General features: G+C 74.9%; 20 protein-coding genes and 3 pseudogenes. 16 read left to right on the forward strand and 7 right to left on the reverse strand.

Annotated elements, in window-relative coordinates; all coding sequences use genetic code 11:
* The 3 genes and pseudogenes from AB0D08_RS25810 to AB0D08_RS25820 all read left to right on the forward strand — a co-directional run.
* Positions 1-1,107 (forward strand): histidine kinase (locus AB0D08_RS25810; RefSeq protein ID WP_359891966.1); only part of this gene is annotated, 1,107 nt, incomplete at its 5' end.
* Complete coding sequence (locus tag AB0D08_RS25815) at positions 1,104-1,781, forward strand: response regulator transcription factor (protein WP_033822266.1); 678 nt, start codon at positions 1,104-1,106, stop codon at positions 1,779-1,781. The genes AB0D08_RS25810 and AB0D08_RS25815, both read left to right, overlap by 4 nt.
* Positions 1,782-1,840: 59 nt before the next feature.
* A pseudogene (locus tag AB0D08_RS25820) lies at positions 1,841-2,958 on the forward strand (M20 family metallopeptidase).
* Between the two features lie 97 nt (positions 2,959-3,055).
* Here the strand turns inward: AB0D08_RS25820 and AB0D08_RS25825 are convergent.
* Positions 3,056-3,871: a maleylpyruvate isomerase family mycothiol-dependent enzyme gene (locus AB0D08_RS25825; protein WP_033822268.1), complete on the reverse strand. Its 816-nt coding sequence runs from the start codon at positions 3,869-3,871 to the stop codon at positions 3,056-3,058.
* Between the two features lie 130 nt (positions 3,872-4,001).
* On the opposite strand from AB0D08_RS25825, the gene AB0D08_RS25830 reads away from it, so the two are divergent.
* Positions 4,002-4,853: a hypothetical protein gene (locus tag AB0D08_RS25830; protein WP_359891969.1), complete on the forward strand. Its 852-nt coding sequence runs from the start codon at positions 4,002-4,004 to the stop codon at positions 4,851-4,853.
* A 28-nt stretch (positions 4,854-4,881) separates the two neighbouring features.
* On the opposite strand, the gene AB0D08_RS25835 is transcribed toward AB0D08_RS25830, so the two are convergent.
* On the reverse strand, positions 4,882-5,268 hold the full coding sequence (locus tag AB0D08_RS25835; RefSeq protein ID WP_033822155.1) for a hypothetical protein: 387 nt from the start codon (positions 5,266-5,268) through the stop codon (positions 4,882-4,884).
* A 178-nt stretch (positions 5,269-5,446) separates the two neighbouring features.
* On the opposite strand from AB0D08_RS25835, the gene AB0D08_RS25840 reads away from it, so the two are divergent.
* Together AB0D08_RS25840 and AB0D08_RS25845 are read left to right on the forward strand one after the other, a co-directional pair.
* A complete protein-coding gene (locus AB0D08_RS25840; RefSeq protein ID WP_149038324.1) occupies positions 5,447-6,247 on the forward strand; it encodes a DUF6585 family protein in 801 nt (266 codons plus the stop codon).
* A gap of 94 nt (positions 6,248-6,341) precedes the next feature.
* The gene (locus tag AB0D08_RS25845; RefSeq protein WP_359891973.1) at positions 6,342-7,301 is read left to right on the forward strand and encodes a hypothetical protein; all 960 of its coding nucleotides are present in this window, start codon (positions 6,342-6,344) and stop codon (positions 7,299-7,301) included.
* A gap of 110 nt (positions 7,302-7,411) precedes the next feature.
* On the opposite strand, the pseudogene AB0D08_RS25850 reads toward AB0D08_RS25845, so the two are convergent.
* From AB0D08_RS25850 to AB0D08_RS25860, 3 genes and pseudogenes are all read right to left on the reverse strand, one after another.
* Positions 7,412-8,131, reverse strand: a pseudogene (locus AB0D08_RS25850) (putative Ig domain-containing protein); the annotation flags it as partial.
* A gap of 210 nt (positions 8,132-8,341) precedes the next feature.
* A pseudogene (locus tag AB0D08_RS25855) lies at positions 8,342-8,959 on the reverse strand (serine protease); the annotation flags it as partial.
* Between the two features lie 259 nt (positions 8,960-9,218).
* Positions 9,219-9,749 (reverse strand): GNAT family N-acetyltransferase, encoded by a 531-nt coding sequence (locus tag AB0D08_RS25860; RefSeq protein ID WP_033826213.1) that lies wholly within the window; start codon positions 9,747-9,749, stop codon positions 9,219-9,221.
* A 441-nt stretch (positions 9,750-10,190) separates the two neighbouring features.
* On the opposite strand from AB0D08_RS25860, the gene AB0D08_RS25865 reads away from it, so the two are divergent.
* The 6 genes from AB0D08_RS25865 to AB0D08_RS25890 all read left to right on the forward strand — a co-directional run bounded on the left by AB0D08_RS25865 (position 10,191) and on the right by AB0D08_RS25890 (position 21,422).
* Entirely contained in the window at positions 10,191-11,330 is a 1,140-nt protein-coding gene (locus AB0D08_RS25865; RefSeq protein WP_033826214.1) for an alpha/beta hydrolase-fold protein, read from the forward strand.
* Between the two features lie 205 nt (positions 11,331-11,535).
* Positions 11,536-14,691, forward strand: coding sequence for a tetratricopeptide repeat protein (locus AB0D08_RS25870; protein WP_359891977.1), 3,156 nt, complete (start codon positions 11,536-11,538; stop codon positions 14,689-14,691).
* 702 nt (positions 14,692-15,393) lie between these two features.
* Positions 15,394-16,737, forward strand: a complete 1,344-nt coding sequence (locus AB0D08_RS25875; protein WP_082526775.1) for a nucleotide sugar dehydrogenase — start codon at positions 15,394-15,396, stop codon at positions 16,735-16,737.
* Complete coding sequence (locus AB0D08_RS25880) at positions 16,734-18,401, forward strand: glycosyltransferase (protein ID WP_359891981.1); 1,668 nt, start codon at positions 16,734-16,736, stop codon at positions 18,399-18,401. The genes AB0D08_RS25875 and AB0D08_RS25880 overlap by 4 nt, the downstream gene beginning before the upstream one ends.
* A 100-nt stretch (positions 18,402-18,501) precedes the next feature.
* Complete coding sequence (locus AB0D08_RS25885; protein ID WP_359891983.1) at positions 18,502-20,607, forward strand: polysaccharide deacetylase family protein; 2,106 nt, start codon at positions 18,502-18,504, stop codon at positions 20,605-20,607.
* Positions 20,604-21,422 carry a hypothetical protein gene (locus AB0D08_RS25890; protein ID WP_051811649.1) on the forward strand — a complete coding sequence of 273 codons (819 nt, stop codon included), beginning with the start codon at positions 20,604-20,606 and terminating at the stop codon, positions 21,420-21,422. Before AB0D08_RS25885 ends, AB0D08_RS25890 begins: the two co-directional genes overlap by 4 nt.
* A 96-nt stretch (positions 21,423-21,518) precedes the next feature.
* On the opposite strand, the gene AB0D08_RS25895 is transcribed toward AB0D08_RS25890, so the two are convergent.
* Positions 21,519-22,139, reverse strand: coding sequence for a TetR/AcrR family transcriptional regulator (locus AB0D08_RS25895; protein WP_359891986.1), 621 nt, complete (start codon positions 22,137-22,139; stop codon positions 21,519-21,521).
* A gap of 132 nt (positions 22,140-22,271) precedes the next feature.
* The gene (locus AB0D08_RS25900; RefSeq protein WP_033818015.1) at positions 22,272-22,880 is read right to left on the reverse strand and encodes an XRE family transcriptional regulator; all 609 of its coding nucleotides are present in this window, start codon (positions 22,878-22,880) and stop codon (positions 22,272-22,274) included.
* Between the two features lie 78 nt (positions 22,881-22,958).
* Between AB0D08_RS25900 and AB0D08_RS25905 the strand changes: the two genes are divergently transcribed.
* The 4 genes from AB0D08_RS25905 to AB0D08_RS25920 all read left to right on the forward strand — a co-directional run bounded on the left by AB0D08_RS25905 (position 22,959) and on the right by AB0D08_RS25920 (position 26,473).
* On the forward strand, positions 22,959-23,972 hold the full coding sequence (locus AB0D08_RS25905; RefSeq protein WP_359891989.1) for a class I SAM-dependent methyltransferase: 1,014 nt from the start codon (positions 22,959-22,961) through the stop codon (positions 23,970-23,972).
* 61 nt (positions 23,973-24,033) lie between these two features.
* Positions 24,034-25,488 carry an MFS transporter gene (locus AB0D08_RS25910; protein ID WP_359891992.1) on the forward strand — a complete coding sequence of 485 codons (1,455 nt, stop codon included), beginning with the start codon at positions 24,034-24,036 and terminating at the stop codon, positions 25,486-25,488.
* Between the two features lie 131 nt (positions 25,489-25,619).
* Positions 25,620-26,096, forward strand: a complete 477-nt coding sequence (locus tag AB0D08_RS25915) for an SRPBCC domain-containing protein (RefSeq protein WP_359891995.1) — start codon at positions 25,620-25,622, stop codon at positions 26,094-26,096.
* Complete coding sequence (locus tag AB0D08_RS25920) at positions 26,093-26,473, forward strand: metalloregulator ArsR/SmtB family transcription factor (protein ID WP_359891997.1); 381 nt, start codon at positions 26,093-26,095, stop codon at positions 26,471-26,473. Before AB0D08_RS25915 ends, AB0D08_RS25920 begins: the two co-directional genes overlap by 4 nt.
* Positions 26,474-26,479: the final 6 nt, after the last annotated feature.

Consider the following 26,479-nt stretch of genomic DNA (forward strand, 5'->3'; position numbering starts at 1 on the left):
GAGCACGCCCTCGTCGAAGACCGCGAGCAGCCGCTCCTGCGCCTCGCTCCCGCGGAAGGCGATGTCGAGGCCGAGCAGGGGGTGCGGCGCCGCCGGGCGCCGTCCGCCACCTTCGGCGTCGTGGCGGCCGTCTTCATCGTGCAGTGGACGGTCATGGTGTGGCTGCGTGCGGACGTGGCGCTGCTGATCGCCCTGTACAGCCTGGCCGTGCACGGCAGGCTGCGGCACCTGCCCTGGGCGTGCGCCGTGATGGCCGCGGCCCTCGGCGTGGTCGCCTTCCGGGTCTCGACCGCGGTGTTCTTCGGCGACGCGCTGTTCTTCCTGGTCAGCGCCGCCACCGCGTCCGTCGCCACCGGGCTGGTGCTGCGGATCCGCCGGGCCCACCTGGCGGCGCTGCGCGAACGCGCGATCCGGCTGGAGATCGAACGCGACCAGCGCACCGAGCTGGCCGCCGCCGCCGAACGGGCCCGGGTCGCCCGCGAGATGCACGACATCATCGGCCACAACCTGTCGGTCATCATCGGTCTCGCCGACGGCGGGGCGCACGCCGCGGAGGCCAACCCGCAGCGCGGCCGGCAGGCCCTGGAACTGATCGCCGGGACGGGCCGGCAGGCGCTCGGGGAGATGCGCCGGATGCTGGGCGTTCTGCGGGACCGCCAGGACGGTCCCGGGCTGCGGCCGCAGCCCGGCGTCGCCGACCTCGAGGACCTGTGCGAGCGGATCCGGTCCGCCGGGCCGCGGGTGCTGTACCGGACGGTGGGCGCCCCCGAGTCGCTGGACCCGGCCGCCCAGCTGACCGTCTACCGTATCGTCCAGGAAGCGCTCACCAACACCCTCAAGCACGCCGGACCCCGGACCAGCGCCGAGGTCCACCTGACGGTCGACGAGGCGGTGGTCCGCATCCGGGTCCAGGACAGCGGACAGCGGGCCGACGGCCCGCGGGCCGTGCCGCCCGGCGACGGCGGCCAGGGGCTGTCCGGGATAAGCGAGCGCGCCGCCCTGTTCGACGGGACGGTCACCGCCGGACCGGCCCCGGGCGGCGGCTGGACCGTCGAGGCCGTCCTGAACCTCAACCCGCCCCCAGCCCCGGAAAGCCGCGCCACGTGACCACCGTGCTCATCGTCGACGACCAGCCGCTCCAGCGATTCGGCTTCCGGATGCTGCTGGAGAGCACCGCCGGGACCTCCGTGGTCGGGGAGGCCGCCCACGGCGCCGAGGCGGTCCGGCGGGCCGCCGAACTCAGCCCGGACGTGGTGCTGATGGACGTCCGGATGCCCGGCATGGACGGCATCGAGGCGACCCGCCGGATCGTCGCCGCCGGCGGCCGCTCGCGGGTCCTGGTGCTGACCACCTTCGACATGGACGAGTACGCGCACGCGGCACTGCGGGCCGGGGCCAGCGGCTTCCTGCTGAAGGACGCGCTGCCGGAGGAGCTGCTGGCCGGGATCCGCGCGGTGGCCTCCGGCGATGCGGTGATCGCCCCCGGGCTGACCCGCCGGCTGCTCGACGCGTACGCCCACCACCTCCCGGTCCGCGGGCCGGGCGAGGGCCCGTCCGGTGACCCGCGGCTGGCCGCCCTCACCGAGCGGGAGCGCGAGATCCTGGTCGCCGTCGCCCAGGGCTGGACCAACGGCGAGATCGCGCAGCGGCTGGTGCTCGCCGAGTCCACCGTCAAGACCCACGTCGGCCGGGTCCTCGCCAAGGTCGGTGCCCGCGACCGGGTGCAGGCCGTGATCTTCGCGTACGACCTCGGGCTGACCCGCGCGGCCGGCCCCGTCTGACCGGTCCCCTCCGCGCTGCGCAAGATCATCGAGGGGTGGGGGCTGGCTAGGCTGTCGCCATGACGATGCCCAGGACCCGCCCGGTGAGCGTGGACGCGATGATCGAGGACCTGCGGACCCTGGTCGGCGTCGAGTCCCCCTCGCGCGACCTCGAGGCCCTGGCGGTGTCGGCGAAGACGGTCGCCGCCGTCCTGGAATCCCGCCTCGGCGGACGCGCCCGGCTGATCGACAGCGGGGCCGGGCCCCACGTCCACTGGTCCGGTGGTGGCGAACCCCGGGTCCTGATCCTCGGCCACCACGACACGGTCTTCCCGCTCGGCACCCTGCAGCGGCGCCCGTTCACGGTGGCGGACGGGAGGGCGACCGGGCCCGGCGTCTTCGACATGCTCGGCGGCCTGGTGCAGGCCGTCCACGGCGTCGCGGCCCTGGCGGACCGGACCGGCGTCGAGATCCTGGTGACCGCCGACGAGGAGGTCGGCTCCGCCACCTCCCGGCCCCTCATCGAGGAACGGGCCCTCGCCTGCGGAGCCGTCTCGTGGTCGAGGGGGCCGCCGACGGCGGCGGGCTGAAGACCGCCCGCAAGGGCTGCGGCACCTTCACGATCACCGTCACGGGCCGGGCGTCGCACGCCGGGCTGGAACCCGAGGCCGGGGTCAACGCCCTGGTCGAAGCGGCCCACCAGGTCCTGGCCGTCGCCGCACTCGGCCGGCCCGACCTCGGCACGACCGTCACCCCGACCGTCGCGTCCGCCGGCACGCTGGACAACGTCGTCCCGGCGGCGGCGACCGTGGTCGTCGACGTCCGGGTCGAGTCGGCCGCCGAGCAGGAACGGATCGAGTCCGCCTTCGCCGCCCTGGCCCCGCACCTCGACCGGGCCGAGATCACCGTCGAAGGATCGGTCGGCCGGCCCCCGATGCCGGCGTCCGCCTCGGCCGGGCTGTTCGCGGTGGCGGCGCGGCTGCTCCCCGGCATCGAGGGCCGGGCGGTCGGCGGCGGCAGTGACGGCAACTTCACCGCCGCCCTGGGGGTGCCGACCCTCGACGGGCTCGGCGCGGTGGGCGGCGGCGCCCACGCCGACCACGAGTACCTGCTGATCGACCGCATGGCCGAGCGGGCGGAGCTGGTCGCCGGCCTGGTGGACGCGGTCCGGCAGGGGGGCGGCCTGCTGCGGGGGTAGCCCCCGCGAGTGGCGTTGGCCGCTGCGGAGCGGTGCGGGTCCCCGGACGGCCGAGTGCCGGAGCACCGCGACCCGGCCGGCCCCGGGTGCCGATGCCTCAGGGCGCCGTGAAGAGGCCCGGGAAGCCAGGGGCGAGCCACGGGCGGCGGCCCCAGGCGAGGATCTTGCCGCGGAGCAGGACGGCGACCGGGCCGACCCGGCCGAGGGCGAGCAGGAAGAACGCCACCGGGTCGGCCAGGATCGTGCAGTCGGCCCGCGGCGGCGGACCGTCGGTGACCACCGCCACCCCGTCGGTGAAGGTGACCGCGAACCCGCCGCCGCCGCGTACCCGCAGGTCGTAACAGGCACTGTGGCCCGCCGCCGCCCGGTCGTTCACCACCCTGGGCATGGCGGTGCGCAGGAACGGCACGGTCAGCGCGACGCGGTGACGGTCGATCGGGTGCGGCCGCCGCAGGGCGACGGCGATGTCGTACGCGTGCCCGAGCATGTGGGTCAGCAGGTACGAGCCGAGGGTGCCGAGGTCCATCGGGCCCAGCGGGGTGAGGACCGGTTCGGTGGCGGCGCGCGGGCCGGCGGCGTCGGTGAAGGCCCGGGCGTGGCGGACGATGGCGTCGGCCAGGGCGGCCGGGTCGCGTTCGGGGTAGGCGGCGAGGGAGGCCTCGTTGGCGGCGGCCAGGCTGCCCGGGGTGCCGTCGCCGTACGGGCGTTCGGCGCCCGTGGCCAGCGCGGCCATCAGCTCGTTGGCCAGCGCCAGGTGGGCCGCCGCCTGGCCGACCGTCCACTCGGCCCCGGGGATCGGCAGATCCGGGTCGTCGCAGCCGAGCAGCAGGGCGGCCGTCTCCGCGGCCACCTCGTCGACCGCGCGGAGCAGGTCGTCGCGGATCGCGGTCCGGGGCCCGGTGGGTGAGGTCATGGATGTGAAGCGTGGGGCACGGCGGCCCGGCTGTCCAGAGGTGGACCGCTCCCGATCCGCACCGGATCCCCACCCGGCCCGCCAAGCACCGGCGCAGGTCAGGCGGACGGGTGTTCTAGGATGTCGGCCTATGACGGATGCACGGGGGATGGAATCGGCCCACAGCGGCGAACCACTGGTGACCGGAGTGCCGGAGCCCGACTGGCAGGGGCTGGCGGAGCGTCACGAGCGTGAACTGCGGCGGCGCAAGCAGGTCAGGCTGACCGTGGCGGGCGTCCTCGCCGTCGCCGTCGTCGGGGGCGGGGTCGCCACGGCGGTGCAGGTGGCCGGTCCGAAGCACGGCTCCCCGAACGCCGCCGGCGCCACCTCGGCCGCACCCGCCGACAGCCGGACCGACGGCACGGCCGACCCCTCGGCGACCACCGACGGCAGCGCCACGCCCACCACGGGCGCGCCGACCCCGGAGAGCCCCGCCGCCACCGAGCCGGGCGCCACGCCGGGGACCGGCACCTCGCCGGCCGCCGGGACCACGGCCACCACCGCCAAGCCTCCCGCACCGGGCACCGGCGCCCCGGCTGCCGGCACCTCCGCCGCGCCGCGCCCGCCGGCCACCGCACCCGGCACCGGCCCGGCCGCGCCGCAGACGCCGCCCACGACCCCCGGCAAGGCGTACAGCCCGGCCCAGGTGTGCGGCGCCGGCTACGGCGTGGTGGACCAGCACCCGCTCGGCGGCGCCACCGTCTACCTGCTGTACAACGCCGGCAACGGCAACAACTGCGTCACCACGATCGCCGGCACCCCCGGCGGCCCGGTCGCGATGAACGCCACCCTGACGGTCAAGGGCGGTGCCACGGCGGGCAATCCGGGAAGCTTCACCTACTACGCCGGTCCGGTGACCGCGCACGCCGCCAACACCTGTGTCCAGTGGGGCGGTTCGTACCAGGGCGCCAGCTGGACCAGCGGCTGGAGCCACTGCGGCTGACCCGGGGCCCCGCCGCCCCACCGGGCGTTCACATGTCGCTCGGAAAGCCCGCCAGGACCGTCCCGTGCGGGCCGGAGCGCAGCAACCAGACCGGGCGGCTGCCGAGTTCGGCCACCGACGGGGTGACGTACAGCAGACCGGGCCGCTCGCCCGGTTCGGCGGTGTCCTCGGCCGCCGCGACGATCAGGCGCAGGACGTCGCAGGCGGTGCCGGCCGGGTCCGCCGCCGCGGCGGCCCGGTCCAGGCCCTCCGCCATCGCGGCGAGCGCCGCCCACAACGCCTCGGAGACCAGAGCGATCGGCGAGCCGTCCAGCGCCGGATGCGGGCCCGGGTCCGGGCACGGGCGGTGGGCACGGGCGACGGCCGGATCGAGGGCACCGGTGGCCGGCCCGGACGGGAAGGTGATGTCGTTCATGGCAGGGACGCTAACCCCGAGCACTGACGACGGGTCATGAACCGGCCGCCGCTCACCCGATCGTGCGCGCCGGCGGCCGCCGCGGCGGCCATCCTTGCCGGTGACGAACTCCGGCGTGCACGGCCATAATCGGGGGCCTGACCGATCTCACCGGTCAGCACACCGAAGGGGGACCCGGATGACGGAAGCGATGGCCGCCGCCGCGCAGGAACACGGACTCGGCGCCCGGCAGCAACTGGTGGAGAACAACCCCAAGCGGAAGCCCTGGCCGTTCGTCGTGCTGATGGCCGCCGTCGGCGGGTGGGCGTTCGACTTCGGCCTGGACATCGCGGTGGAGAACCAGCGCAAGGACGGCACCTGGTACTTCGGGCTCCCGATGCTGGGGGCCGCGGCGCTGGCGCTGGCGACCGCGGCCTGGCTGCTGCTGCGCCGCAACGGGACCAAGACCTGGGTGGCCCGCTACGAGCACGGCCTCGCCCGGCAGATCGCGGGCGCCGAGCCGGAGGTCCACCACTGGGACGAGATCAGGTGGGTGGCCCGGGACGACGTCAAGGTGGTTCAGCAGATCGGCAGTTACATGAAGTACCAGCTGCTGGTGGCACCCGAGCAGGGGCGCCTGATCGTCGTCGACAACGAGTACGCCGGGGTGCTGCCGTTCGCCGAGGGGGTGACCGAGGCGTTCACCCGGGCGCGGGTGCCCAAGGACGCGGCGCGGCTGGAGGCGGGTGAGCGGCTGGAGTTCGGCGGGGTCATCGACATCAACGCCGGCGGCCTCGGGAAGGGCAGCCGGCGGATCGGCTGGCGGGAGCTCGGGAAGATCGAGCTGAAGCAGGGCCGGATGCACGTCCACCGCCGCGGTGAGCCGAAGGCGTGGCTGACGGTCCCGGCGGTCGGCCTGCCCAACCTGCTGGTCCTGCTGACGCTGGCCGACGCGCTCCGGCGCCGGCACAGTCCCGACGAGGGCCCGGGCGCCGGCTGACGGGACGACGGGCCCGGGCGGCGGCCCGCCGGGCGGCTTCGCTAGCATGCCGCTCGACCGTTCGTACCAACCGTCGGCCCGGTGGCCTGCGGATATGAGGAGTACCTTGTCCCGGTTCCGGGTTGCCGCCCTGTTCGCCGCCACCGCCACGCTGTGCTGCGCGGCCCCCGTGGTCCCCGCCGCCCACGCCGACACCCCGGTCGGCGGCTGCCAGGGGAGCGGCACCATCACCGGCGGGGGCGGCCGGGACTCGGTCAACGCCCAGCGTGGCCACGCGGGCGTGGTGTCCGCGTCCTTCCGTACCACCGACCAGGTGCCGGCGGGGACGACGGTCCGGGTCCAGATCTCCTCGGCGCCGGCCGGCGCGGCCGCGCCCCAGGCCTCCTGGCGGGTGGACGGCGGCGGCTGGCACGGTGTGGCGCTGGGTCAGGACCGCGGCCCGGTGGGGGACGCGTACTGGATGGGCTCCGGATCGGCGCTGCCCGCGCTGGCGGCCGGTGAGCACCGCCTGGAGCTGTCGGTCACGGTGCCCGCCGACGGCCCGCTGGTGACCTACCACCCGAACGTCTACTTCGACACCCCCGCGCCGTGTTACCTGCTGATCGGCTCGGTGGGCCTGGGGTCCGTCCAGATGCAGGGCGGAAGCAGCGGCGGCAGCGGTGGCGCCGCGACGCCGACCAAGCGGGCGGCCACCACGCCGACGCCGACGGCGAGGCGGAGCACCGGCGCCACGCCGTCGGCGGCCCGCACCACCGCGGCGCCCGAGCCGACCGCGACGGCCGGCCCTGCGTCGCCGTCCGCCGCGCCGACGGCCTCCCCGACGGCGGACCCGGCTGCGTCCGCGAGTGCGTCGGTGACGGCCTCCGCCACCGGGTCCGCCGTCGCCGCCCCCGCACCGCCGACCGGGATCCCGGCGGCCGCGCCGGTCGCAGCGGACGGCGGCGGCGCGGGCTGGGGTACGGCGCTCGGCGCCGCGGGCGTGCTGGTGGCCGGGGCCGGGACGGCGGTCGTCGTGCGGCGCAGCCGCCGCCGGGCCGCCGGACAGGCCGGGTAGCGGGCCCGGGGGAGCAGCCGGAGCAGAGCGGACGACGGGCCGCCCGGATCACTCCGGGCGGCCCGTCCCCGGCACCCGCGGTCAGCCGCGCCCGGGTGGCCGAGCAGGCGTCAGCTGGTCTGGATCGCGGTGTCGTCGATCACGAAGCTGGTCTGCAGCGAGGAGTCCTCGACGCCGTTGAACTTCAGCGTGACGGCCTGGCCGGCGTAGGCCGACAGGTCGACGGTCTTCTGGGCGTACCCGGTGGCCTTGTTGAGGTTCGAGTACGAGGCGACGGTGGTGCCGTTGACGGTCACCGTCAGCTTGTCGTAGGCGGTGGTGGTGCTGGTCTCCGCCGTGTCGACGTGCAGCCAGTAGCTGAGCGTGGCCTTGCAGCCCGCCGGGATGGTCACCGTCTGGGAGGCGGAGTCCGTGTGGGCGGAGCCGTAGCCGTTCATCCAGGCCTTCCAGCTGCCCGAGTGGGCGGCCTGGGAGGCGCTGTTGTCGACCACGCCGCTGGTGGTGGTCCACGGCGCGGCGGAGCCGGTCTCGAAGCCGGCGTTGCCGAGCAGCTGGGCCGGGGTGCAGGTGCCGCCGGTGGTGGTGACGGTCCAGGTGAAGGAGGCGGTGCCGGTCTTGTTGGCGGCGTCCTTGGCGGTCACGGTGACGTTGTAGCTGCCGGCCGCGGTGGCGGTGCCGGTGATCTTGCCGGTGGAGGCGTTGATCGACAGGCCGGTGGGCAGGCCGGTGGCCGAGTAGGTCAGCGGGGCGGTCCCGCCGGAGGCCGAGATCTGCAGGTTGGCCGAACCGTTCAGCACGGTGGACTGGTTGCCCGGGTTGGTCACCGACACCGCGGTGCCGGCCGGCTTGGTGAGCAGGCAGCCGCTGACGGTGAGGTCGATGGCGCGGCCGGCGCCGAGGCAGGTGGTGAACCAGTAGGTCTCCTCACCGTAGCTCTGCCCCTTGGTCACCGTGGTGGTGCCGTCGGCCGCCACCTCGCACGGGTTGTTCAGCGTGCACATCTCACCGTCGTCGTTGCCCGTGTTGTTGATGCCGACGACCCGCTTGGTGCCGGCGTCGACGATCGGGGAGCCCGAGGTGCCGTGGGTGGTGTTGCAGCCGCTGTCGTAGCGGATCGAGTCGTGCCAGGTCCACTGGTCCTCGCGCAGGGTGGGGACGAACCCGTTGACGGAGCAGGTCCACACCTGCTTCCAGTACGAGGAGGGTATGAACATCGACGAGCCGTCGACCGGGTGGGTGTCACTGATGGTCAGTGCGGTGGTGCTGTACTTGCTGGTGATCGACGCGTAGGTGTCGGTCAGCTGGTACAGCGCCACATCGGTGCCGGTCATGGTCGCGTAGAGGACCTTGTCCGCCTGGACGGTGCCGAGCGAGGAGCCGGACGGGCCGAGCAGGGTGCCGCTGCGGCTGGCGCTGACGTTCTGGATCACCTGGCCGGCGCTGGGCATGGTCGGCAGGCAGTGCCCGTTGGTGAGCATGAGCGCCCGGTCGGTGTCGACCGAGGAGGGGTAACGCACCAGCGTGGCCGAGCAGTTGCTCAGCGCGATGGTGGCGGTCAGGTCGCCGGCCTGGACGGCCTGCGCGGGGGAGGCGGCGAAGGTCAGCACACCCGCGATGACCGCGCCCGCACCGAAGGCGGCGACAAGTCTCTTGAACATGGCTCTCCTTGTGGGGGAATGCGGGCGTGCGGCAGGTCGCCGACACCCACGCCGCACGAAACTGCCATGACCACTTCAACAAGGTCAACCATCCCGACAGAACTCGCCGCCCGGATCCCCGGCCGCACCCGCACAAGTACCGTCAATCACCCCATCCGGTACGGGAGTCGGCGCCAGCGCGGCCGGACATGCCGACGGCCGGCCGCGGCGGCGACCGGCCGGGGGAGTGGCCGCGGGCGCGGGGCGCGCCGGCGGGCCGTCAGGCGTACTCGGTCAGGTCGATCGCGTGGATCCGCAGCGGGTGCCCGTACCGCGGGTCGGTGAGCTCGCGCTCCGGCTCCATGCCGAGCTTGCGCATGACGTTCTCGGAGGCGGTGTTGCCGATCCGGGTGATGCTGATCACCCGGTCCAGACCCCGGTCCTCCAGGGCGAACTCCAGGACCGCGTGCGCGGCCTCCGAGGCGTACCCCTGACCCCAGTACGGGCGGCCGAGCCGCCAGCCGATCTCCACGGCGGGCAGCACCTCGGGCAGGAAGTCGGGAACGGACAGCCCGGTGAACCCGGCCAGCTCGCCCGAGGCCAGCAGCTCGACGGCGAACAGGCCGAAACCCTCCTCGTCCCACTCCTCCTCCCAGCGCTCGATCGCCTCCGCGGTCTGCTCCAGGTCGAGCACGGAGCCGTCGCGGATCCAGTGCATCACCTCCGGATCGGCGTTGATCTCCGCCATCGCGGCGAGGTCGGTGTCCTGCCAGCGGCGCAGCAGGAGGCGGGGGGTCTGAATCTCGGTCATGGGCCCATCCTGTCGAAGACCCGACGGAAGGTGGTAACCGGCGCGAGCGGAGCCGCCGGGGCGACGGCTGTCAGGGCTCGTCGGCGGGGACCGGCAGGCCGGTGACGTGGAGGGCGGCCGGGCGGCGGCGAAGGCGCGCCCGATGACGTTCCCGACCGGAACGAAGCCGCGGCCGCCTCGCCGACGTGGTGGCGGGAGCCCCGGGAGCCGGGCCGCCGGCTCCCCTCGGTGGGCCGGCGAACCCGGCGGCCGAGGGTTTCCTGCCCGGGTCCGGACCGCCCTCGGGCGCGGTGGGCGGGTGGCGCACCGTCAAGGGTTCGGCAACGTTCGGCAAACTCTCAGCTTTCTCCCAGGGAGCGGCAACCGAACGCGCGTTCCGGCAGTCCATGAGCGTGCCGGGCAAATCCGTCCGGGCAGCACAGGATCCAGGTAAAGCGCGCGATGACACTGACAGGTACCCCGTTCCTCATCCTCACGATCATCCTGTTCGTGGCCTCCATCGCCTTGGCGATGGCGCAGTGGAGAAACGCCGGAGCGCTCCGGCGCAACCCGCGGCAACGGGCGCCGCGCCGCGGACCGCTCCAGGCGGCCGGCTACCTCGGCACCATCCTGTTCTGTCAGTTCACCGCCGTGGCGATGGTCTTCGTCCTGGTCAACAACGCCAACCTGCTCTACGACAACTGGGGCGACCTGCTGGGCACCGCCAGCCACGTCCGCGCCGTACCCGACCCCCCGAAGGACGACGGCGCCGGCGCCCCCGGACCCAAGGTGATCCAGGCCTTCCGGCCCGCCGACTCCGACGCCGTCCCACGGACCGTCAAGCAGACCGACCTCAAGGGCCGGCTCTCCGGCGTCGACGGCGAGGTCCTGGTCTGGACGCCGCCGCAGTACGACGAACCGGCGTACAAGGACAAGAAGTTCCCCGTGGTCGAGCTGCTGGCGGGCTTCCCCGGCAGCGCCAGCGCCTGGTTCGGGGCGATGGACGTCAGCAACCAGCTCGGCCCGCTGATGAAGGCCGGTCAGGTGACCCCGTTCATCCTGGTGGCGCCCCGGGTCACCCTGCTCGGCCCGAACACCGACTCCGGCTGCGCCGACGTCCCCGGCAAGGTCAACGCCGAGACCTGGCTGTCGCGCGACGTCCCGCAGATGGTCACCGACAACTTCCGGGCCGACACCACCCCGGACCGCTGGGCACTGGCCGGCTACTCGGCGGGCGCCCACTGCGCCACCCGCCTCGCCCTCGCCCACCCCAACCGCTACCGCGCCGCGATCAGCATGTCCGGCTACAACGACCCAGGCCAGGAACCCGCCTCACTGACCGCCAAGGACCCCAAGCTCCGCGAGAGCGCCAACCCCCTCACTCTGCTCACCCACGCCGCCACCCCGCCGAACGTCGCGCTCTACCTCACCGGGCGCAAGGACGACGGCCTCGGCGACGCGACCGCCCTCCAGCGCGCGGCGAAGAACCCGACCACCGTCACCATGGTGGAGACCACCGGCCCGCACCTCACCTCGACCTGGAAGCCACTGGTCGTCCCGGCGTTCACCTGGCTGACGGGCATCATCCCGCCGGGCCGGTAGGGCGGTCCGGCGCCCACCGCCGCCCCGGGCCGGGCGGCCCGGTCCGGCGGCGGCCGAACGGCGGTTGAACGGCCGGCGAACTCCCGCCCGGGGACCGCTGCCCGGGCCGGGGACCCCCGCGGTATCCGGGACACCGCCGCCCGGCGTCGGATAGACAGGACACGAAGCGCGCCGGCGGGCGCGAGACGGTCGCCGGGGGGCAGGTATGACGCAGAACCACTTCGAGGGCACGGCCAACACGGTGGTGCAGGCCGGCTCGGTGGCCTTCCACCACCACTACGGCGCGCGGCGCCACCTCATCGAGGAGTTCCCGCCGCCCGACACCTCCGACCTCGGCTGGCTGATGGCGCAGCCCAGCCGGCTGCTCGACGCGCGCCGGCGGGTGGTGGCGTTCTCCGGCCGGGACGCCGAGCTCGGACACCTCGCCGACTGGCGCGACACCGGCGGCACCGGGCTGTCCGTCCTGCTGCTGCACGCGCCGGGCGGGCAGGGCAAGACCCGGCTGGCGGCCGAGTTCGCGGAGCTGACCAGGCGCGGCGGGCCACCCGACGGGCGCCGCTGGCGGGTCCTGCAGGCCCGGCTCGGCGCCGCCCCCGCCCCCGGACTCGTCCCGCCCGCCACCCCGGCGCCCGCCGCGGCCGGCACCGGCACCCTGCTCGTGGTGGACTACGCGGACCGCTGGGCGCACAGTGAGCTGCTCCGGCTGCTGGCCGACCCGGCGCTGCGCCCGTCCGGCCCGGTGCGGGTGCTGCTGGTGGGCCGGACCGTGCGCTGGTACGCGGCGCTGCGCGCCGAGTTGGCCGCGCGCGGCGCCGCGGCCGGGGACCACCTGCTGCCGTCCCCGGCCGGGGACCGGCTGGCGGTGTTCGAGGCGGCCCGGGACCGGTTCGCCGGCCCGGACCTGTACGACCTGCCCGACGCCGCCCGGATCGGCCCGCCCGGCCCGCTGGACCAGCCGGACTTCGGCCTGGTGCTGACCGTCCACATGGCCGCGCTGGCGGCGGTCGACGCGGCCGCCCGGGGCCGCCGCGCGCCCGCCGCGCCGCACGAGCTGTCGGCGTACCTGCTGGACCGGGAGTACCTGGCCTGGCAGCAGCTGGCCGACGCCCAGCGCGAGGGCCAGGACTACCGCACCCGGCCGAGCGTGATGGCGAAGACCGTCTTCGTGGCGGCGCTGACCGGGGCCGTCGGCCACGGCACCGGCGCCGCGGTGCTGCGCAGGCTGGACCTGCCCGGCCACCCGGAGGACCTGCTGCTGGACCACCGGTTCTGCTACCCGTCCACCGACCGCGGCCAGGTCCTGGAACCGCTCTACCCCGACCGGCTCGCCGAGGACTTCCTCGGCCTGCTCACCCCGGGCCACCAGGTCGCGTCCTACGAGCCCGACCCGTGGACCACCGCCGTGCCGGGCCTCCTGATGGGCGACGACGGCCTGCGGCCCGTCCTCGCGCCCCGGCTGGTCACGATGCTGGCCGCGGCCGCCGACCGCTGGCCGCACCTCGGCGAGCAGGTCCTGCACCCGCTGATCGGCCGGGACCCGAGGATCGCCTTCGACGGCGGCAGCGCGGCGCTGGCCGCCCTCGCGGGGCTGGACGGACTTCCGCCGTCGCTGCTGGAGGTCCTGCACGTGCTGCCCGAGTACTGGGCCGGCCTCGAGCGGCAGGTCGACCTGGACGTCGGCATCGCCGCCGTCGCCGAACGCGTCACCGAGCGGCGGCTGGCCGCCACCGCCGATCCGGCCCGGCGGGCGGAGCTCCTGCTCACCCTGGGCCTGCGGCTGTCCAACGCGGGCCGCCGGGAGCAGGCCCTCGCGGCGGTGCAGGAGGCGGTGCGGATCCACCGCGGACCCGCCGGCCGTACCCCCGCCGACCCGGCCCCGCTGGCGGTGGCGCTGGTGGAACTCGGCGTCGGGCTGGCCGCCCTGGGCCGGCGCCAGGAGGCGCTGGCGGCCACCGCCGAGGCGGTCGAGCTGTACCGGCGGCCCGCCGCCGGTGGGCCGACCGCCCGCCGGCGGGCGCAGCTGGCCACGGCCCTCGGCAACCTCGGCTCGCACCTCGCCCTGCTGGGGCGCCCGGAGGAGGCGCTCGCCCCGGCCCGGGAGGCCGCCGAGATCCTCCGGCAGCTCGCCGAGGAGGACCCGGAGACCTGGCTGCCGGCCCACGCCCGGGCGCTGAACGGCCTGGCGGCCGAGCTCATGGAACTCGGCCGCCACCGCGAGGCGCTGACACCGGCCTACGGGTCGGTGGAGATCCGCCGCCGCCTCGCGCAGCAGCGCCCGGCCCGCCACCTGCCCGACCTCGCCCTGGCGCTGCAGAACTTCAACACGGCCGCCAGGGCGCTGATCGACGCCCTCGCGCCGGCGGACCGCGGGGAACTGCTGGCGCTGGTCCGCTCCGGCGCCGAGGAGTCGGTGGCGATCCTGCGGCGGCTGGTGCGCACCAACCCGGCCGCGTTCCGGCCGGACCTGGCCGCCGCGCTGCACGGCCTCGGCGCGGTCCACCACGACCTCGGGCGCCACGAGGAGGCGCTGACGGCCCTGGAGGAGGCGGTCGCGCTGGGCCGGGAGGAGGCCGCGGCCGGTTCGGACGCCGCCCTGGCGGGGCTGGCCCGGTCGCTGCAGTCGCTCGGTACGGTGCAGTCCGCGCTCGGCCGCCGCGGGCCCGCGCTGACCGCCGCCGACGAGGCCTTCGGCCTGTACTCGCAGCTGGCCGCGGTGCACCCCGAGGCCTACCGGCTCGAGGTCGGGCGCAGCCTGGAAGGGCTCGCGGCGGAGCTGGCGGCGGCCGGGAAAGCGGATGCGGCGATCCGGGCGTACGGGGAGGCCGCCGAGCTGGTCCGGCCGTACGCCGCCCGCCAGGGGCAGGAGCACCTGCGGGACCTCGCCCGGATCCTGCACCACCTCGGCGCCGAACTGGTCGCGGCGGGCCGTCACCCGCAGGCGCTGCCGGTCCTGGAGGAGGCGGTGGACGCGGGCCGGCGGGCCCCGCGGCAGCCGGCAACCTCAGCCCGGCTGGCCGCCTGCCTCTACCTGACCGCGGTGTGCCGCTTCCTCACCGGCCGGCGGGCGCAGGCCGCGGAACCGGCCAAGGAGGCGCTGGGGATCCGGCGGGAACTCGCCCGGAGCGGGTCGCACCCCGGGCCGCGGCCGGGCGCGCGGCACACGGGCGGGACCCTGACGATCGATCCGGGGCTGCGCGGAGCCGGGGAGATCCGGGCGCACCTGCTGTCGGCGGTGCTGCTCGGTGACGGCGGGCCGGGCCCGGCCCTGCTGGACGACATCGTCGTGAAGGACCCGGAGCTGTTCGTGCGGGTGGTCCAGCTACTGGCGCAGGAACCCGACCCCCGGCCCGGCGTCAGGTAAGGGTACGCTAACTTCGCCGCCCGGCGGATTCGGCTGCGCCGGGTCCGCCCATCGGGCGCGGCCCGTCGCCCGGGTGTCCGGTAAATGGCCGGGGCGCGGCCACTTCCTGAAGTGCCGTCCGGGGGGCCGCAGGCGCGCGGAATTCCGCGGCGCTGCAGGTCCGGACTGTTGCACTCGTGGTGCAATCGTCACACTTGCACTTGCGGTGCAAGATGTCAAAAACCTCCCGGGGCAACCCCGCTGGGGTCCGGCGGGGTGCCCGCCGGGCCGGTATCGGTGCAGATCGGACACCGGCGCCCGGGGATCCGGTGCCGCAAGGGTCATTCGTGGACGTCGCGTCAGGGGCGGGAGGCCCGCCGGCGGGCGGATGATCACGTTGCGGTCACGGTTTCCCCCTGAGGGAACTCTTGTACGACCTGCTACTCATCGGTAAATGTCCATCCGCAGGCCGGAAATGATGGTCAGCCAGGCCGGTAAATCGGCCATTCACAGGGCCTGGCGCAATTTGCGTCGGCCCGCTTCCGCGCCACATATTTCTTCGGTTGCCGCAGGGGGGTGGCCCACACCCGCTCCCGTGCGGACGCAGCAGACATCACGAACGCGCAGGGGACGCGGCGACCAGCCGGCCCGGCCGCGCTCGTCCACCACGCCGGACCGTCCACGCCCCAGCAGGCCGCGGTCCGGGTCGCGTACGGAGCATCGATGACCGCCTTGTCGTCCCTGTCCCCGGGGCCGGACACCGCTGCCGCGGCGCCCGGCCACGCCCCGCTCGGATCGGCCGCGGCCGGCCCGCAGGCACCGACGGTCGCCGTCGTCGGCCTCGGCTACGTCGGCCTGCCCACCGCGCTGGCGCTGGTCGCCTCCGGCTGCCGGGTGATCGGCCTCGACGTCAGCACCGACCGGCTGGACGCGATCCGCCGCCAGGACGTCGACCTGCTCCCCACCGACCGGACCCGCCTCGCCGAGACCCTCGACGGCACCGGCCTGGAGCTCACCGCCGACCCGGCCGCCATCGCCGCCGCCGACACCGTGATGGTCTGCGTACCGACCCCGGTCGACCCGCACCTGGTGCCCGACCTGCGCGCGCTCGCCGGCGCCTGCGCCGCCGTGGTGGCCCACGCGGTCCCCGGCCAGCTGCTGATGCTGACCTCCACCACGTACGTCGGCACCACCCGCGAACTGCTGGTCGAGCCGCTCGCCGCGCGCGGCCTGCGGGCCGGCCAGGACATCCACGTGGCGTTCTCCCCGGAGCGGATCGACCCCGGCAACGCCCACCACGCCCAGGACAGCACCCCCCGGGTGGCCGGCGGCGTCACCGAGCGCTGCACCGAACTGGCCGCCGAGGTGCTCGCCCGCACCGCCCCCTCGGTGCACCGGGTCGGCTCGGCCGAGGCCGCCGAGATGACCAAGCTCTTCGAGAACACCTTCCGCGCCGTCAACATCGCGCTCGCCAACGAGTTCGCCGACAACTGCCGCGGCCTGGGCCTGGACCCCCTGGAGATCATCGAGGCCGCGGCCAGCAAGCCGTACGGCTTCATGCCCTTCTACCCCGGCCCGGGCGTCGGCGGCCACTGCATCCCCTGCGACCCGCACTACCTGCTCTGGCAGCTGCGCAAGCTGCGCATATCCTCGCCGCTGGTCGACACCGCGATGACCGCCATCGCCGGCCGCCCGCGCCAGGTCGTCCACCGGGTGCGCGAACTGCTCGCCGAACGCGGCCGCCCGCTGGCCGGCGCCCGGGTGCTGCTGTGCGGCATCGCGTACAAGCCCGGCGTCGCCGACGTCCGCGAGTCCCCGGCCCTGGAGATCCTGGAGGAGCTCGCCGACCTCGGCGCGCAGGTCTCCTACACCGACCCGCTGGTCCCCGAGGCCCACCTGCACGGCAAGGTCCAGCAGAGCGTCGCCGAACCGGCCGCCCACGACTGGGACCTGGTCGTCGTCCACACCGTCCACCCCGGCGCCGACCTGACCTGGCTGACCGGGCAGCAGAACGTGCTGGACGCCACCTACCGCCTCACCGGCCTCCCCACGAAGGCGGTCCTGTGACCCGGCCGCCGTCCTCCTGGCAGGACGGACACGACCAGCCGCCGTCGCACCCCTTCGACGAGCACCCCTTCGACCGGCCCCCGTTCCAGCAGCACCCCACGGGGGCCCCGGCCGCCGAGCACCGCGCCGCCCCCGCCGGGGTCCTGCTCGCCGACCGCCCCGACCACCCGCAGGCCCCCGCCCCCGCCGCGCCCGCCGGCCGCGCCGAACGGCTGCTGCCCCAGCTGCCCCCCGGCGTCCGCGCCCGCGAACGCCGCCCCGGCCCGCTCGGCCGCGCGATGGACCGGATGGACCCGGCGCTGCGCCACGGCGTCCGCCGCGTACTGACCCTGCTGTGCATCCTGCCGCTGCTGCTGATCCTCGCCCGCGAGGCGCCCCGGCTGCCGCAGAGCCCCCTGGTGCTCGGCTACGGATTCGTGGTGCTGGCCGGCACCATCGCCATGCTGTACATCGCGTACAGCAAGTACGACGACCCCTCGGTGCGCGTCCTGCGCAAGCGCCCGCGCCGGCTGGAGGACTTCCCCGCACTGCCCCCGCTGCCCCGGGTGAGCTTCCTGCTCGCGGTCAAGGACGAGGAGGAGTGCATCGAGGACTGCGTCCGCTCGATGGCCGACTCCCAGTACCCCGACCTGCAGATCATCGTGGTCGACGACCTCTCCGAGGACGGCACCCGCGACGTCCTGCGCCGCCTGGAGCACGAACTCGGCATCACCGTGCTCTACCTGGAGAAGAACCTCGGCAAGAAGCACGCCCTGGTCCGCGCCTGCGAGATCGCCGACGGCGACGTCATCGCCTTCACCGACTCCGACTGCATCCTCGCCCCCGACGCGCTGCGCCGCTGCGTCGACGCCCTGGTCCGCCACCCGGAACTCGGCGCCGTCAGCGGCCACTGCCGCGCCCTGAACGCCCCGGTCTCGATCTTCACCAAGGCCCAGGACGTCTGGTACGAGGGCCAGTTCCGGGTCGCCAAGGCCGCGGAGTCCACCTTCGGCTCGGTCACCTGCGTCTCCGGCCCGCTGGCGGTCTTCCGCCGCGACGCCATCTACAACTACCTCCCGGCCTGGGCCGGCGACCGCTTCCTCGGCGCGCCGTTCCGCTTCGCCACCGACCGCCAGCTGACCGGCTACGTGCTCGGCCAGAAGTGGAAGGGCAAGTCGCTCAAGCGCCAGTACGCCGACTCGCCGTTCGTCACCGAACAGGACTACCCCGAGCGCCAGTGGCGGATCGGCTACGTCGAGTCCGCCCGGGTGTGGACCAACGTGCCGGCCCGGTTCCGGCCGTTCATGAAGCAGCAGATCCGCTGGAAGAAGAGCTTCATCCGCAACCTCTGCTTCACCGGCACCTTCATGTGGCGCCGGGGCCTGGGCCCCGCCCTGCTCTACTACGGCCACGCCCTGTGGGTGGTCGCCGCCCCCGTGATGGCCTTCCGCCACCTGCTCTGGGCACCGATCCACGGCGCCGCCTTCCTGACCATGCTCTACCTGTGCGGCGTCATCCTCAAGGGCTCCGTCTGGGGCCTGGCGTTCAAGGTCGACAACCCCGGCGACCCCCGCTGGCGCTACCGCCCGGTGATGAGCCTGCTCTCCTCGGTGCTGCTCGCCTGGCTGCTGCCCTACTCCCTGCTCACCATCCGACGCGGCGTCTGGTCCAGGAGCGCGACGTGACATCTGCCCTGCGCGCCCTGCTGCGCGCGATCGCCGCGGTGCTCGCCACCGCCACCGTGGTCGCCGTCTACGCGATCGTGCTCTCCCGAGGGAGCCTGCTGTGACCGATCTGTCCACCGCCCCCCGCCGGCGCGGCCTGACCCACTGGGTGGCCCGGCTCGCGCTCGCCGCCGTCGCGCTCACCGTCCTCGCGCTGCCGTTCTACGCCGGCTGGAAGTACTACGTCTTCCGCCGCGACGTCACCCCGCAGGCGGCGCTCGCCGACCCGGTGCGGCTGCCCAAGGCCGAACAGGCCGCCTGGCAGAGCGGCGCCGCCGCGCTGCCCGACACCGCCGCGCCCGTGGTGCTGACCTACCACGACATCAGCCCGAAGAGCGACAGCCAGTACATCGTCACCCCCGACGCATTCGACCAGCAGCTCAGCGCCCTGGAGACGGCCGGCTACCGCACCCTGACCACCGACGAGTTCGTCGACTACCTCAAGGGCGGCCCCGCCCCGCCGCGCTCGGTCTACATCACCTTCGACGACGGCACCAACGGCCTGTGGGTCTACGCCGACCGGATCCTGGCGCGCCACCACATGCACGCCGCCTCGTACCTGATCACCGGCAAGGTCGGCAAGAACCGGCCCTACTACCTGTCCTGGGACGAGATCTCCCGGATGGCCTCCTCCGGCCGCTGGGACTTCCAGGACCACACCCACGACCTGCACTGGCGCGGCGTCGTCGACGACAAGGGCACCGAGGCGTCCGCGCTGGCCAACCGGCTGTGGCTGCCCGACCAGAAGCGCGACGAGACCTCGGACGAGTACGTCGCCCGGATCGGCGCCGACCTCGCCCGCTCGGTCCAGGACTTCGCCGACCACGACCTGCCCAAGCCGCAGATGTTCGCCTACCCGTTCTCCGAGATGAGCGAGCGCGGCAACCTGCCGGTGCCCGGACCGTCCCTCCAGTCCCTGCTGGAGAAGACCTTCGCCGCCACCCTCACCGACGTCAGCCGGCGCCCGCTGCCGGCCGGCCGCCGCGCCGCCGCCGCCCGCCAGGTCCAGCGCCTGGAGGTCTACCAGCACACCACCGCCAAGGACCTGGTCGCCGACGTCGCCCGCTGGACCCTGGTCCCGCCGGTCGCCGAAGCCGCCCTCGACCACCCCGAGCAGTGGACCCGCAGCGACGGCAGCAACGACACCGGCACCGGCGTCCTCACCGGCGCCGGCCCCTACCCCGCCGGCGCGACCTACGTCTCCGCCGACTACCTGCCGATGGCCTCCGCCGACTGGACCGACTACACCGCCACCGCGACCGTCACCGACCTCGCCGACAACACCAACGTCGGCCTGACCGCCCGGGTCGGCAGCCTGGAGCCGATTTCGGTCAGCGTCAGCCGCAACACCGCCGTGCTCTACCGCGGCACCGGCGACAAGCGCGAACAGCTCGCCAGCAAGCCCCTGGTCCCGGCCGCCACCCACACCGTGGAGGTCACCGTCACCGGCACCACCACCCGGTTCACCATCGACGGCCGCACCGAGCTCACCGCCACCGGCACCGCCGTCGGCGGCAACGCCACCGGCGGCATCGCGCTCAACGTCCGCAACGGCGCCGGCGGCAAGTGGCCCGCCTTCTCCAAGGTCGCCGTCAAGCAGACCGCCGCCACCGGCGCCACCGCCGGCCCCAGCCAGCTCGACATCGCGAAGGCCGTCCTGCTCGACCCCGCCGCCAGCTGGGCGTTCGCACCCGGCGAGTCCTCCAGCATGAAGGTCGGCGGCGACGGCCTGTCCCCGCAGGGCCTCGCCCTGTCCGACTACGCCGCGTACGAGCAGCTGCGCACCGCCTCCTGGACCCGCTACACCGTGCGCGGAACCGTCGCCCGGCTGAACACCCCGCAGGTCAGCGGGGCACTGTGGGCCCGGGTCGGCAGCTCGCAGGCGGTCAGCGTCGAGGTCAGCCGGCGAGGGGTCAAGGTGCTGTCCGGCAGCGCCGACAACCGCAAGGTGGTCGCCTCCAAGACGCTCGCCGACGCCGACCACCACGACGTCACCATCACCGTCGGCGCCGAGGCCACCTGGATCACCGTCGACGACGCGGTGCACCTGATGCTCCCGGCCAAGGGCGAGACCGGCGGCGTGGCCTACTCCGCCTACCGGGACGTCACCCGGCACGCCTGGCCCACCGTCCGCAACCTCAAGGTGACCCCGGCCGAGGTGAAATGACCGTCCCCGCCACCCCCCACCGGGCGGACGACACCGCCGTCCCCCGCCGAGCGCTGCTGCTCGGCGGGGCGGCGGCGGTGGCCGCCGTCGTGTTCGGCGCCGACTCCGCGCCCGAACCGCTGCGCCCGTTCACCGCCCGGCCGCTGCCCCACGACGGCCTGCTCACCAACGAGTACGCCTTCCGGCACCCGGACGCCCCCGACGCCCACCCCGACCCGGACTGGGTGGTCACCAGCGGCTCGCTGTTCGCCGACGGCGGCGCCCTGTGGACCGGCACCCCGGACGGCCAGAGCCCCGACCCGGCCTCCGCCCGGCACACCGACTCCGCGGTCTTCCGGCTGGTCACCCGCCGCCGGGACTTCGCCGACTGCACGGTCCGCGCCGAGGTGCTGCTGGAGCCGCCCGTCACCACCTCCCGCACCCCCGCGCAGGACTGGGACGGCGGACACCTGTGGCTGCGCTACCGAAGCCCGCAGGAGCTGTACGCCGTGAGCTTCCGCCGCCGCGACGGCGTCGTGGTCGTCAAGCGCAAGACCCCCGACGAACACGGCGCCGCCGACGCCGAAGGCAGCTACGAGACCATCGCCGAAGCCAAGCACGCCATGGAGTACGGCAGTTGGCACAGCGTGGAGGCGAGTGTCGCCGACACCCTGACCGGCGCGGTCCGGCTGCGGCTGGCCGTCGACGGCCGGGTCCTGCTCGACGTCAAGGACCAGGGCGGGGAGCGGATCACCGCGCCCGGCGGCGTGGGCGTACGGGCCGACAACTCGGACCTGCGGATCAGGGCGTTCTCGGTCGGCCCGGCCCGCTTCTGAGGACCGCTCCGGCCCGCCCGGGGACCGGCCCGCACCGTCCGGGCGGGCCGGTCCCGGGCGGGCCGGTTTCCGTGCGGGTCAGTCCCCGGGCCTGGGTCAGCCCCCGGCCGTCCCGGCGGCCGCGAGCAGGGCGAGCACGGTGACCTCCATGGTGCGCCGGGCCCGCGCCACGTCCAGGCCGCCGCAGCGCCAGTGGTGCCAGGCGCTCCAGGTGGTGACCGCGTCCAGCCCGTTCAGCAGGTCGGCGCGCGCGCCTTCGGGCAGCCCGGCCAGCTCCTCGGCGAAGACCTCGGCGAGCCGCTGCCGGGCGAACTCCAGCACCTGCCGGATCACCGCCTCCACCCGCGGCGACGGGCTCTCCAGCCGCAGGACCGCCAGCCGGGTCGGCGTCAGCCCCTCCAGGATCCGGGACCGCTGCTCGGCCAGCGCCGCCACCCGATCCGCCCGCGGCCCGGACGTCGGCAGCGGCCTGACCTCGGCCATCAGCCGGTCCAGGCGCCGCTGTACGGCGAGATCGGTGAGCTCCGCCAGGTCGGCGAAGTGGTGGAACAGCAGCCGCCGCGACACCCCGGCCCGCTCGGCCACCCGGTCGGCGGGGAACCGGGTCCGCCCCTCCTCCAGCAGCGCGAGCATCGCGTCCGCGATCCGCTCGCGGGTCTGCCGCCCCCGCTCGGTACGGCCGTCCGGGCTGCCGCCGGGCGGCTCGGCCTGCGTCACTTGGTCCTCCGTCGTCCGCCCGCGGCCCGGACCGCACGCCCGTACCGCCTTCACCGGGGCAAGCCTACGGAGTCCGGACGACGGGCCCCAACCCCGTGCGCACCCCGCCCCGGCTCCAGGGCGGTAGGGCGGTCACCGCGGGCCGCCGTCCGCCTCCCGGCTGCGGGGCCTGGCGCGGACGTGCATCCGCTCGCCCTGCCGCCCGAACAGGCTGAGCAGCTCCACCGGGCGCCCGTCCGCACTGCTGAACCAGTGCGGCACCCGGGTGTCGAACTCGGCGGCCTCGCCGGCACCCAGCACCAGGTCGTGCTCGGCGATGACCAGCCGCAGCCTGCCGTCCAGTACGTACAGCCACTCGTAGCCCTCGTGGGAACGCAGGTCCGGCTCGGTACCCCGGTCGGCGATCACCATCTTGTACGCCTGGAGGGGACCGGCGCCGCGGGACAGCGGGACGACCGACCCGCCGTTCGGCAGGGTGCGCGGGGTCAGCCGGACCCGCGGGTCACCCACCTCCGGCGCCCCGACCAGGTCGTCCAGCGGCACCCGGTAGGCACCGGCGAGCGGCAGCAGCAACTCCAGGCTGGGACGGCGCTGCCCGGACTCCAGCCGGGAGAGCGTGCTCTTGGAGATACCGGTCGTCTCGGAGAGCCCGGCCAGGGTCAGACCGCGCTTGGCACGCAGCGCCTTGAGCCGCGGGCCGACCTCGTCGAGGACCGTGCGGTACTGCTCGGGTTCGTCCATGCGGACATTCCACCCCCGCTGTCCCAGGATTGGCAACAAGAATTGCCGCGCGGCCGGATCCGGGTGCACCCTCCCGACATGAGCACCCATCGCGAGCACGGCCAGCGCCAGCACGGACAGCACCAGCAGAGCCAGCACCAGCGCGGCCAGCACGACGACGGCCGCCACCGGCACGGGGCCCCGGCGCAGGGCAACGGCCACGGGCACGACCACGGCCGCACCGAGATCGACTGGGAGGTGATGGCCGCCCACCTGGAGCGCAACGCCGAACTCCAGCTCCCGGCCCTGCGCCGGGCGGCGGCCCGGCTGCGGGACCGGCTCGGCCCGGACCGGGAGGTCCGGCGGATCCTCGACATCGGCAGCGGCCCGGGCGTGATGACCTGCGTACTGGCCGAGACCTTCCCGGGCGCCGAGGCGGTCGCCGTGGACGGCGCGCCCGGTCTGCTGGACCGCGCCCTGGCCCGGGCCGAGCGGCTCGGCCTGACCGGCCGGGTGGCCGTCCGGCACGCCGAGCTGCCGGCCGGCCTGGCCGCCGCCGACGTCGACGCCGACGGGCCGGGCACGGCCGACCTGCTCTGGAGCAGCCGGGCCGTGCACCACCTCGGCGACCAGCAGGGCGCGTTGGGCGCGCTCACCGAGCTGCTGCGGCCCGGCGGCCTGCTCGCCGTCGCGGAGGGCGGCCTGCCGATGCGCTACCTCCCGCGCGACATCGGCATCGGCCGCCCCGGCCTCCAGGCCCGGCTCGACGCCGCCCAGGAGCACTGGTACGACCGGATGCGGGCCGAGCTGCCCGGCAGCGTCGCCGTGGTCGAGGACTGGCCGGCGATGCTGCGGAACGCCGGACTCGCCGACGTCGGGAGCTTCACCACCCTGGTGGACCTTCCGGCCCCGCTCGACGGCCCGGCCCGGGAGTTCCTGCTCAGCCATCTGACCCGGCTGCGCGGCGCGGCGGACGACCTGCTGGACGCCGAGGACCTCGGGACGCTCGACGTGCTGATCGACCCGGCGGCGCCGGAGGGCGTCCTGCTGCGGCCCGACGCCTTCCTGCTGTCCGCCGTCACGGTCTTCACCGGAGTGCGCCCGAGCGGCTGACCTGCACTTTCGCCCGCCCGCTCGCCCACACGTCGCCCGTCCTCACAGAACGGACCACCCGTTGAAGCCCCTCACGGCCGGACCGGTTCCGGCAGCAGCCCGATCCACCCCGGGGACACCGTCCGCGCGCTGGGCGCTGGCCGGCCTCTCGCTGTCGATGCTGCTGTCCTCGCTCGGCACCAGCATCGCCAACGTCGGACTGCCCGCCCTGGCCCGGGCGTTCACCGCCTCCTTCCAGGACATCCAGTGGATCGTCCTCGCCTACCTGCTGGCCGTCACCACACTGATCGTCAGCGTCGGACGGCTCGGCGACCTCATCGGCCGCCGACGCCTGCTGCTGGCCGGCCTCGCGCTGTTCACGGCGGCCTCGGTGCTGTGCGGCCTCGCGCCCGCGCTCTGGCTGCTGGTCGCGGCCCGGGCCGCCCAGGGCGTGGGCGCGGCCGTGATGATGGCCCTCACCATGGCGTTCGTCGGGGAGATCGTCCCGAAGGAGCGGACCGGCAGCGCGATGGGCCTGCTCGGCACCACCTCCGCGATCGGCACCGCCCTCGGCCCGTCCCTCGGCGGCCTGCTGATCTGGGGGTTCGGCTGGCGGGCGGTCTTCCTCGTCACCGCGCCGCTCGGCGCCGTCGCCCTGCTGCTGGCGTACCGTCACCTGCCCGCCGACCGGCTGCGGCCGGGGGCCGACCGGGCCCGCTTCGACCGGGCGGGGACGCTGCTGCTCGCGCTGACCCTGGCGGCCTACGCGCTGGCGATGACGATCGGGCGCGGCTCCTTCGGTCCGCTCAACCTGGCGCTGCTGCTGGCGGCCGCCGCCGGGGTCGGCGCCTTCGTCCGTACCGAGGCGAGGGCCGCCTCCCCGCTGATCCGGCTGGTCGCCCTGCGCGACCCGGCACTCGGCGCGAGTCTGGCCACCAGCGCACTCGTCTCGACGGTGATGATGGCCACGCTGGTGGTCGGGCCGTTCTACCTCGCCCGCGCACTCGGGCTCGGGCAGGCCGTGGTCGGCCTCGCCCTGTCGGTGGGCCCGCTCGTCGCGGCGCTGACCGGGGTGCCGGCCGGCCGGGTCGTCGACCGCTTCGGGGCCTCCCGGATGACGGTGGCCGGGCTGACCGGGACCGCGGCGGGCTCGCTCCTGCTGGCCGTCCTGCCCCCGACGCTCGGGGTCGCCGGTTACCTGGTGCCCATCGGGCTGGCCACGGCCGGCTACGCGGTGTTCCAGACCGCCAACAACACCGCCGTCATGGCGGACGTCCAGCCGGACCGGCGGGGTGTCGTCTCCGGCATGCTCAACCTGTCGCGCAACCTCGGCCTGATCACCGGGGCGTCGGTGATGGGCGCGGTCTTCGCGTTCGCCTCCGACACCAGGGACGTCACCGCGGCCGCGCCCGACGCGGTCGCCACCGGGATGCGGGTGACCTTCGCCGTCGCGGCGGCGCTGATCGTGGTCGCGCTCGCCCTCACGGCCGGCAGCCGGGCGCTCGCGCGCCGCACGGCGGACCCGCGCCCCTCCTGACCGGCCCCGGCAACCGTCCCGGCCTCAGCACTGCCCCGACCCCGCCCGTAAGTGCAACTTCTGGTTGCGTATCGGGCGGGGCCGGACTACCGTGATACGCAACCGAACGTTGCGAGAGGTCGGAGAGCGGCATGGAGTACGGCAGCATCGAGCGCGAACTGCACATCGACGCCTCGCCCGAGGTGGTGTTCGAGGTGCTCAGCACCCCCGAGCACATCCGGGACTGGTGGAGCGCCGAGACCGCGTTCGAACCGGCGGCCGGTGCGACCGGCAGCCTCACCTGGACCGACCAGGACTCCGGGCGGCGGGAGACCGCACCGTTCACGGTCGTCCTGGCGGACCCGCCGCGCACGTTCTCCTTCCGTTGGACGTACGACGAGGGCGAGACCGCCGGTCCGGGCAACTCGCTGCTGGTCACCTTCGAGCTGGTCCCGGCGGGGGAGGGGACCTTGGTCCGCTTCCGTGAGACCGGCTACCGGGAGCGGGGCTGGGAGGCCGCCGTGCTGGAGGCGTACTACAACGACCACCGGCAGGGCTGGGACTTCTACCTGGCGAGGCTGGCCGCCTCCGGCGCCCGGCTCGCGGGCGCGCGACGGGCACCGCGATGAGCACCGCCGTCGACGACGAGCTCTGGTCCGCGATCGGGGACCCGACCCGGCGCCGGATGATCGACCTGCTGCTGAGCGACGGTCAGGGCACCGCGACCACCCTCAGTGCGCACCTGCCGATCACCCGGCAGGCCGTCACCAAGCACCTGGCCGTGCTCGACCGGGTCGGGCTGGTCCGCTCCGCACCGTCCGGCCGGGAGAAGCGCTACCACGTGGACGAGGCGCAACTGGCCCGCGCCGTCGCCCAGCTGAACGCCGTCGGCGAGCTCTGGGACGCCCGGCTGCGGCGCATCAAGACCCTCGCCGAGACGATCCAGCGGGCCAGGAACACCGAGAGCAAGCCGGAGAACAACCCCGAGAACGACCCTCACGCGTAGGGCCGA

Origin of the sequence: Kitasatospora sp. NPDC048540 (genome assembly GCF_040651175.1) — a bacterium.
Lineage (GTDB): Bacteria > Actinomycetota > Actinomycetes > Streptomycetales > Streptomycetaceae > Kitasatospora.

What these genes read in the sequence shown, in the direction of transcription:
- AB0D08_RS25890 (WP_051811649.1), top strand. Translation starts at nt 20,604, where the DNA reads ATGACCGTCCCCGCCACCCCCCACCGGGCGGACGACACCGCCGTCCCC.
- AB0D08_RS25830 (WP_359891969.1), top strand. Translation starts at nt 4,002, where the DNA reads ATGACGGATGCACGGGGGATGGAATCGGCCCACAGCGGCGAACCACTG.
- AB0D08_RS25905 (WP_359891989.1), top strand. Translation starts at nt 22,959, where the DNA reads ATGAGCACCCATCGCGAGCACGGCCAGCGCCAGCACGGACAGCACCAG.
- AB0D08_RS25920 (WP_359891997.1), top strand. Translation starts at nt 26,093, where the DNA reads ATGAGCACCGCCGTCGACGACGAGCTCTGGTCCGCGATCGGGGACCCG.
- AB0D08_RS25860 (WP_033826213.1), bottom strand. Translation starts at nt 9,749, where the DNA reads ATGACCGAGATTCAGACCCCCCGCCTCCTGCTGCGCCGCTGGCAGGAC.
- AB0D08_RS25915 (WP_359891995.1), top strand. Translation starts at nt 25,620, where the DNA reads ATGGAGTACGGCAGCATCGAGCGCGAACTGCACATCGACGCCTCGCCC.
- AB0D08_RS25840 (WP_149038324.1), top strand. Translation starts at nt 5,447, where the DNA reads ATGACGGAAGCGATGGCCGCCGCCGCGCAGGAACACGGACTCGGCGCC.
- AB0D08_RS25845 (WP_359891973.1), top strand. Translation starts at nt 6,342, where the DNA reads ATGAGGAGTACCTTGTCCCGGTTCCGGGTTGCCGCCCTGTTCGCCGCC.
- AB0D08_RS25825 (WP_033822268.1), bottom strand. Translation starts at nt 3,871, where the DNA reads ATGACCTCACCCACCGGGCCCCGGACCGCGATCCGCGACGACCTGCTC.
- AB0D08_RS25865 (WP_033826214.1), top strand. Translation starts at nt 10,191, where the DNA reads ATGACACTGACAGGTACCCCGTTCCTCATCCTCACGATCATCCTGTTC.
- AB0D08_RS25875 (WP_082526775.1), top strand. Translation starts at nt 15,394, where the DNA reads ATGACCGCCTTGTCGTCCCTGTCCCCGGGGCCGGACACCGCTGCCGCG.
- AB0D08_RS25870 (WP_359891977.1), top strand. Translation starts at nt 11,536, where the DNA reads ATGACGCAGAACCACTTCGAGGGCACGGCCAACACGGTGGTGCAGGCC.
- AB0D08_RS25900 (WP_033818015.1), bottom strand. Translation starts at nt 22,880, where the DNA reads ATGGACGAACCCGAGCAGTACCGCACGGTCCTCGACGAGGTCGGCCCG.
- AB0D08_RS25835 (WP_033822155.1), bottom strand. Translation starts at nt 5,268, where the DNA reads ATGAACGACATCACCTTCCCGTCCGGGCCGGCCACCGGTGCCCTCGAT.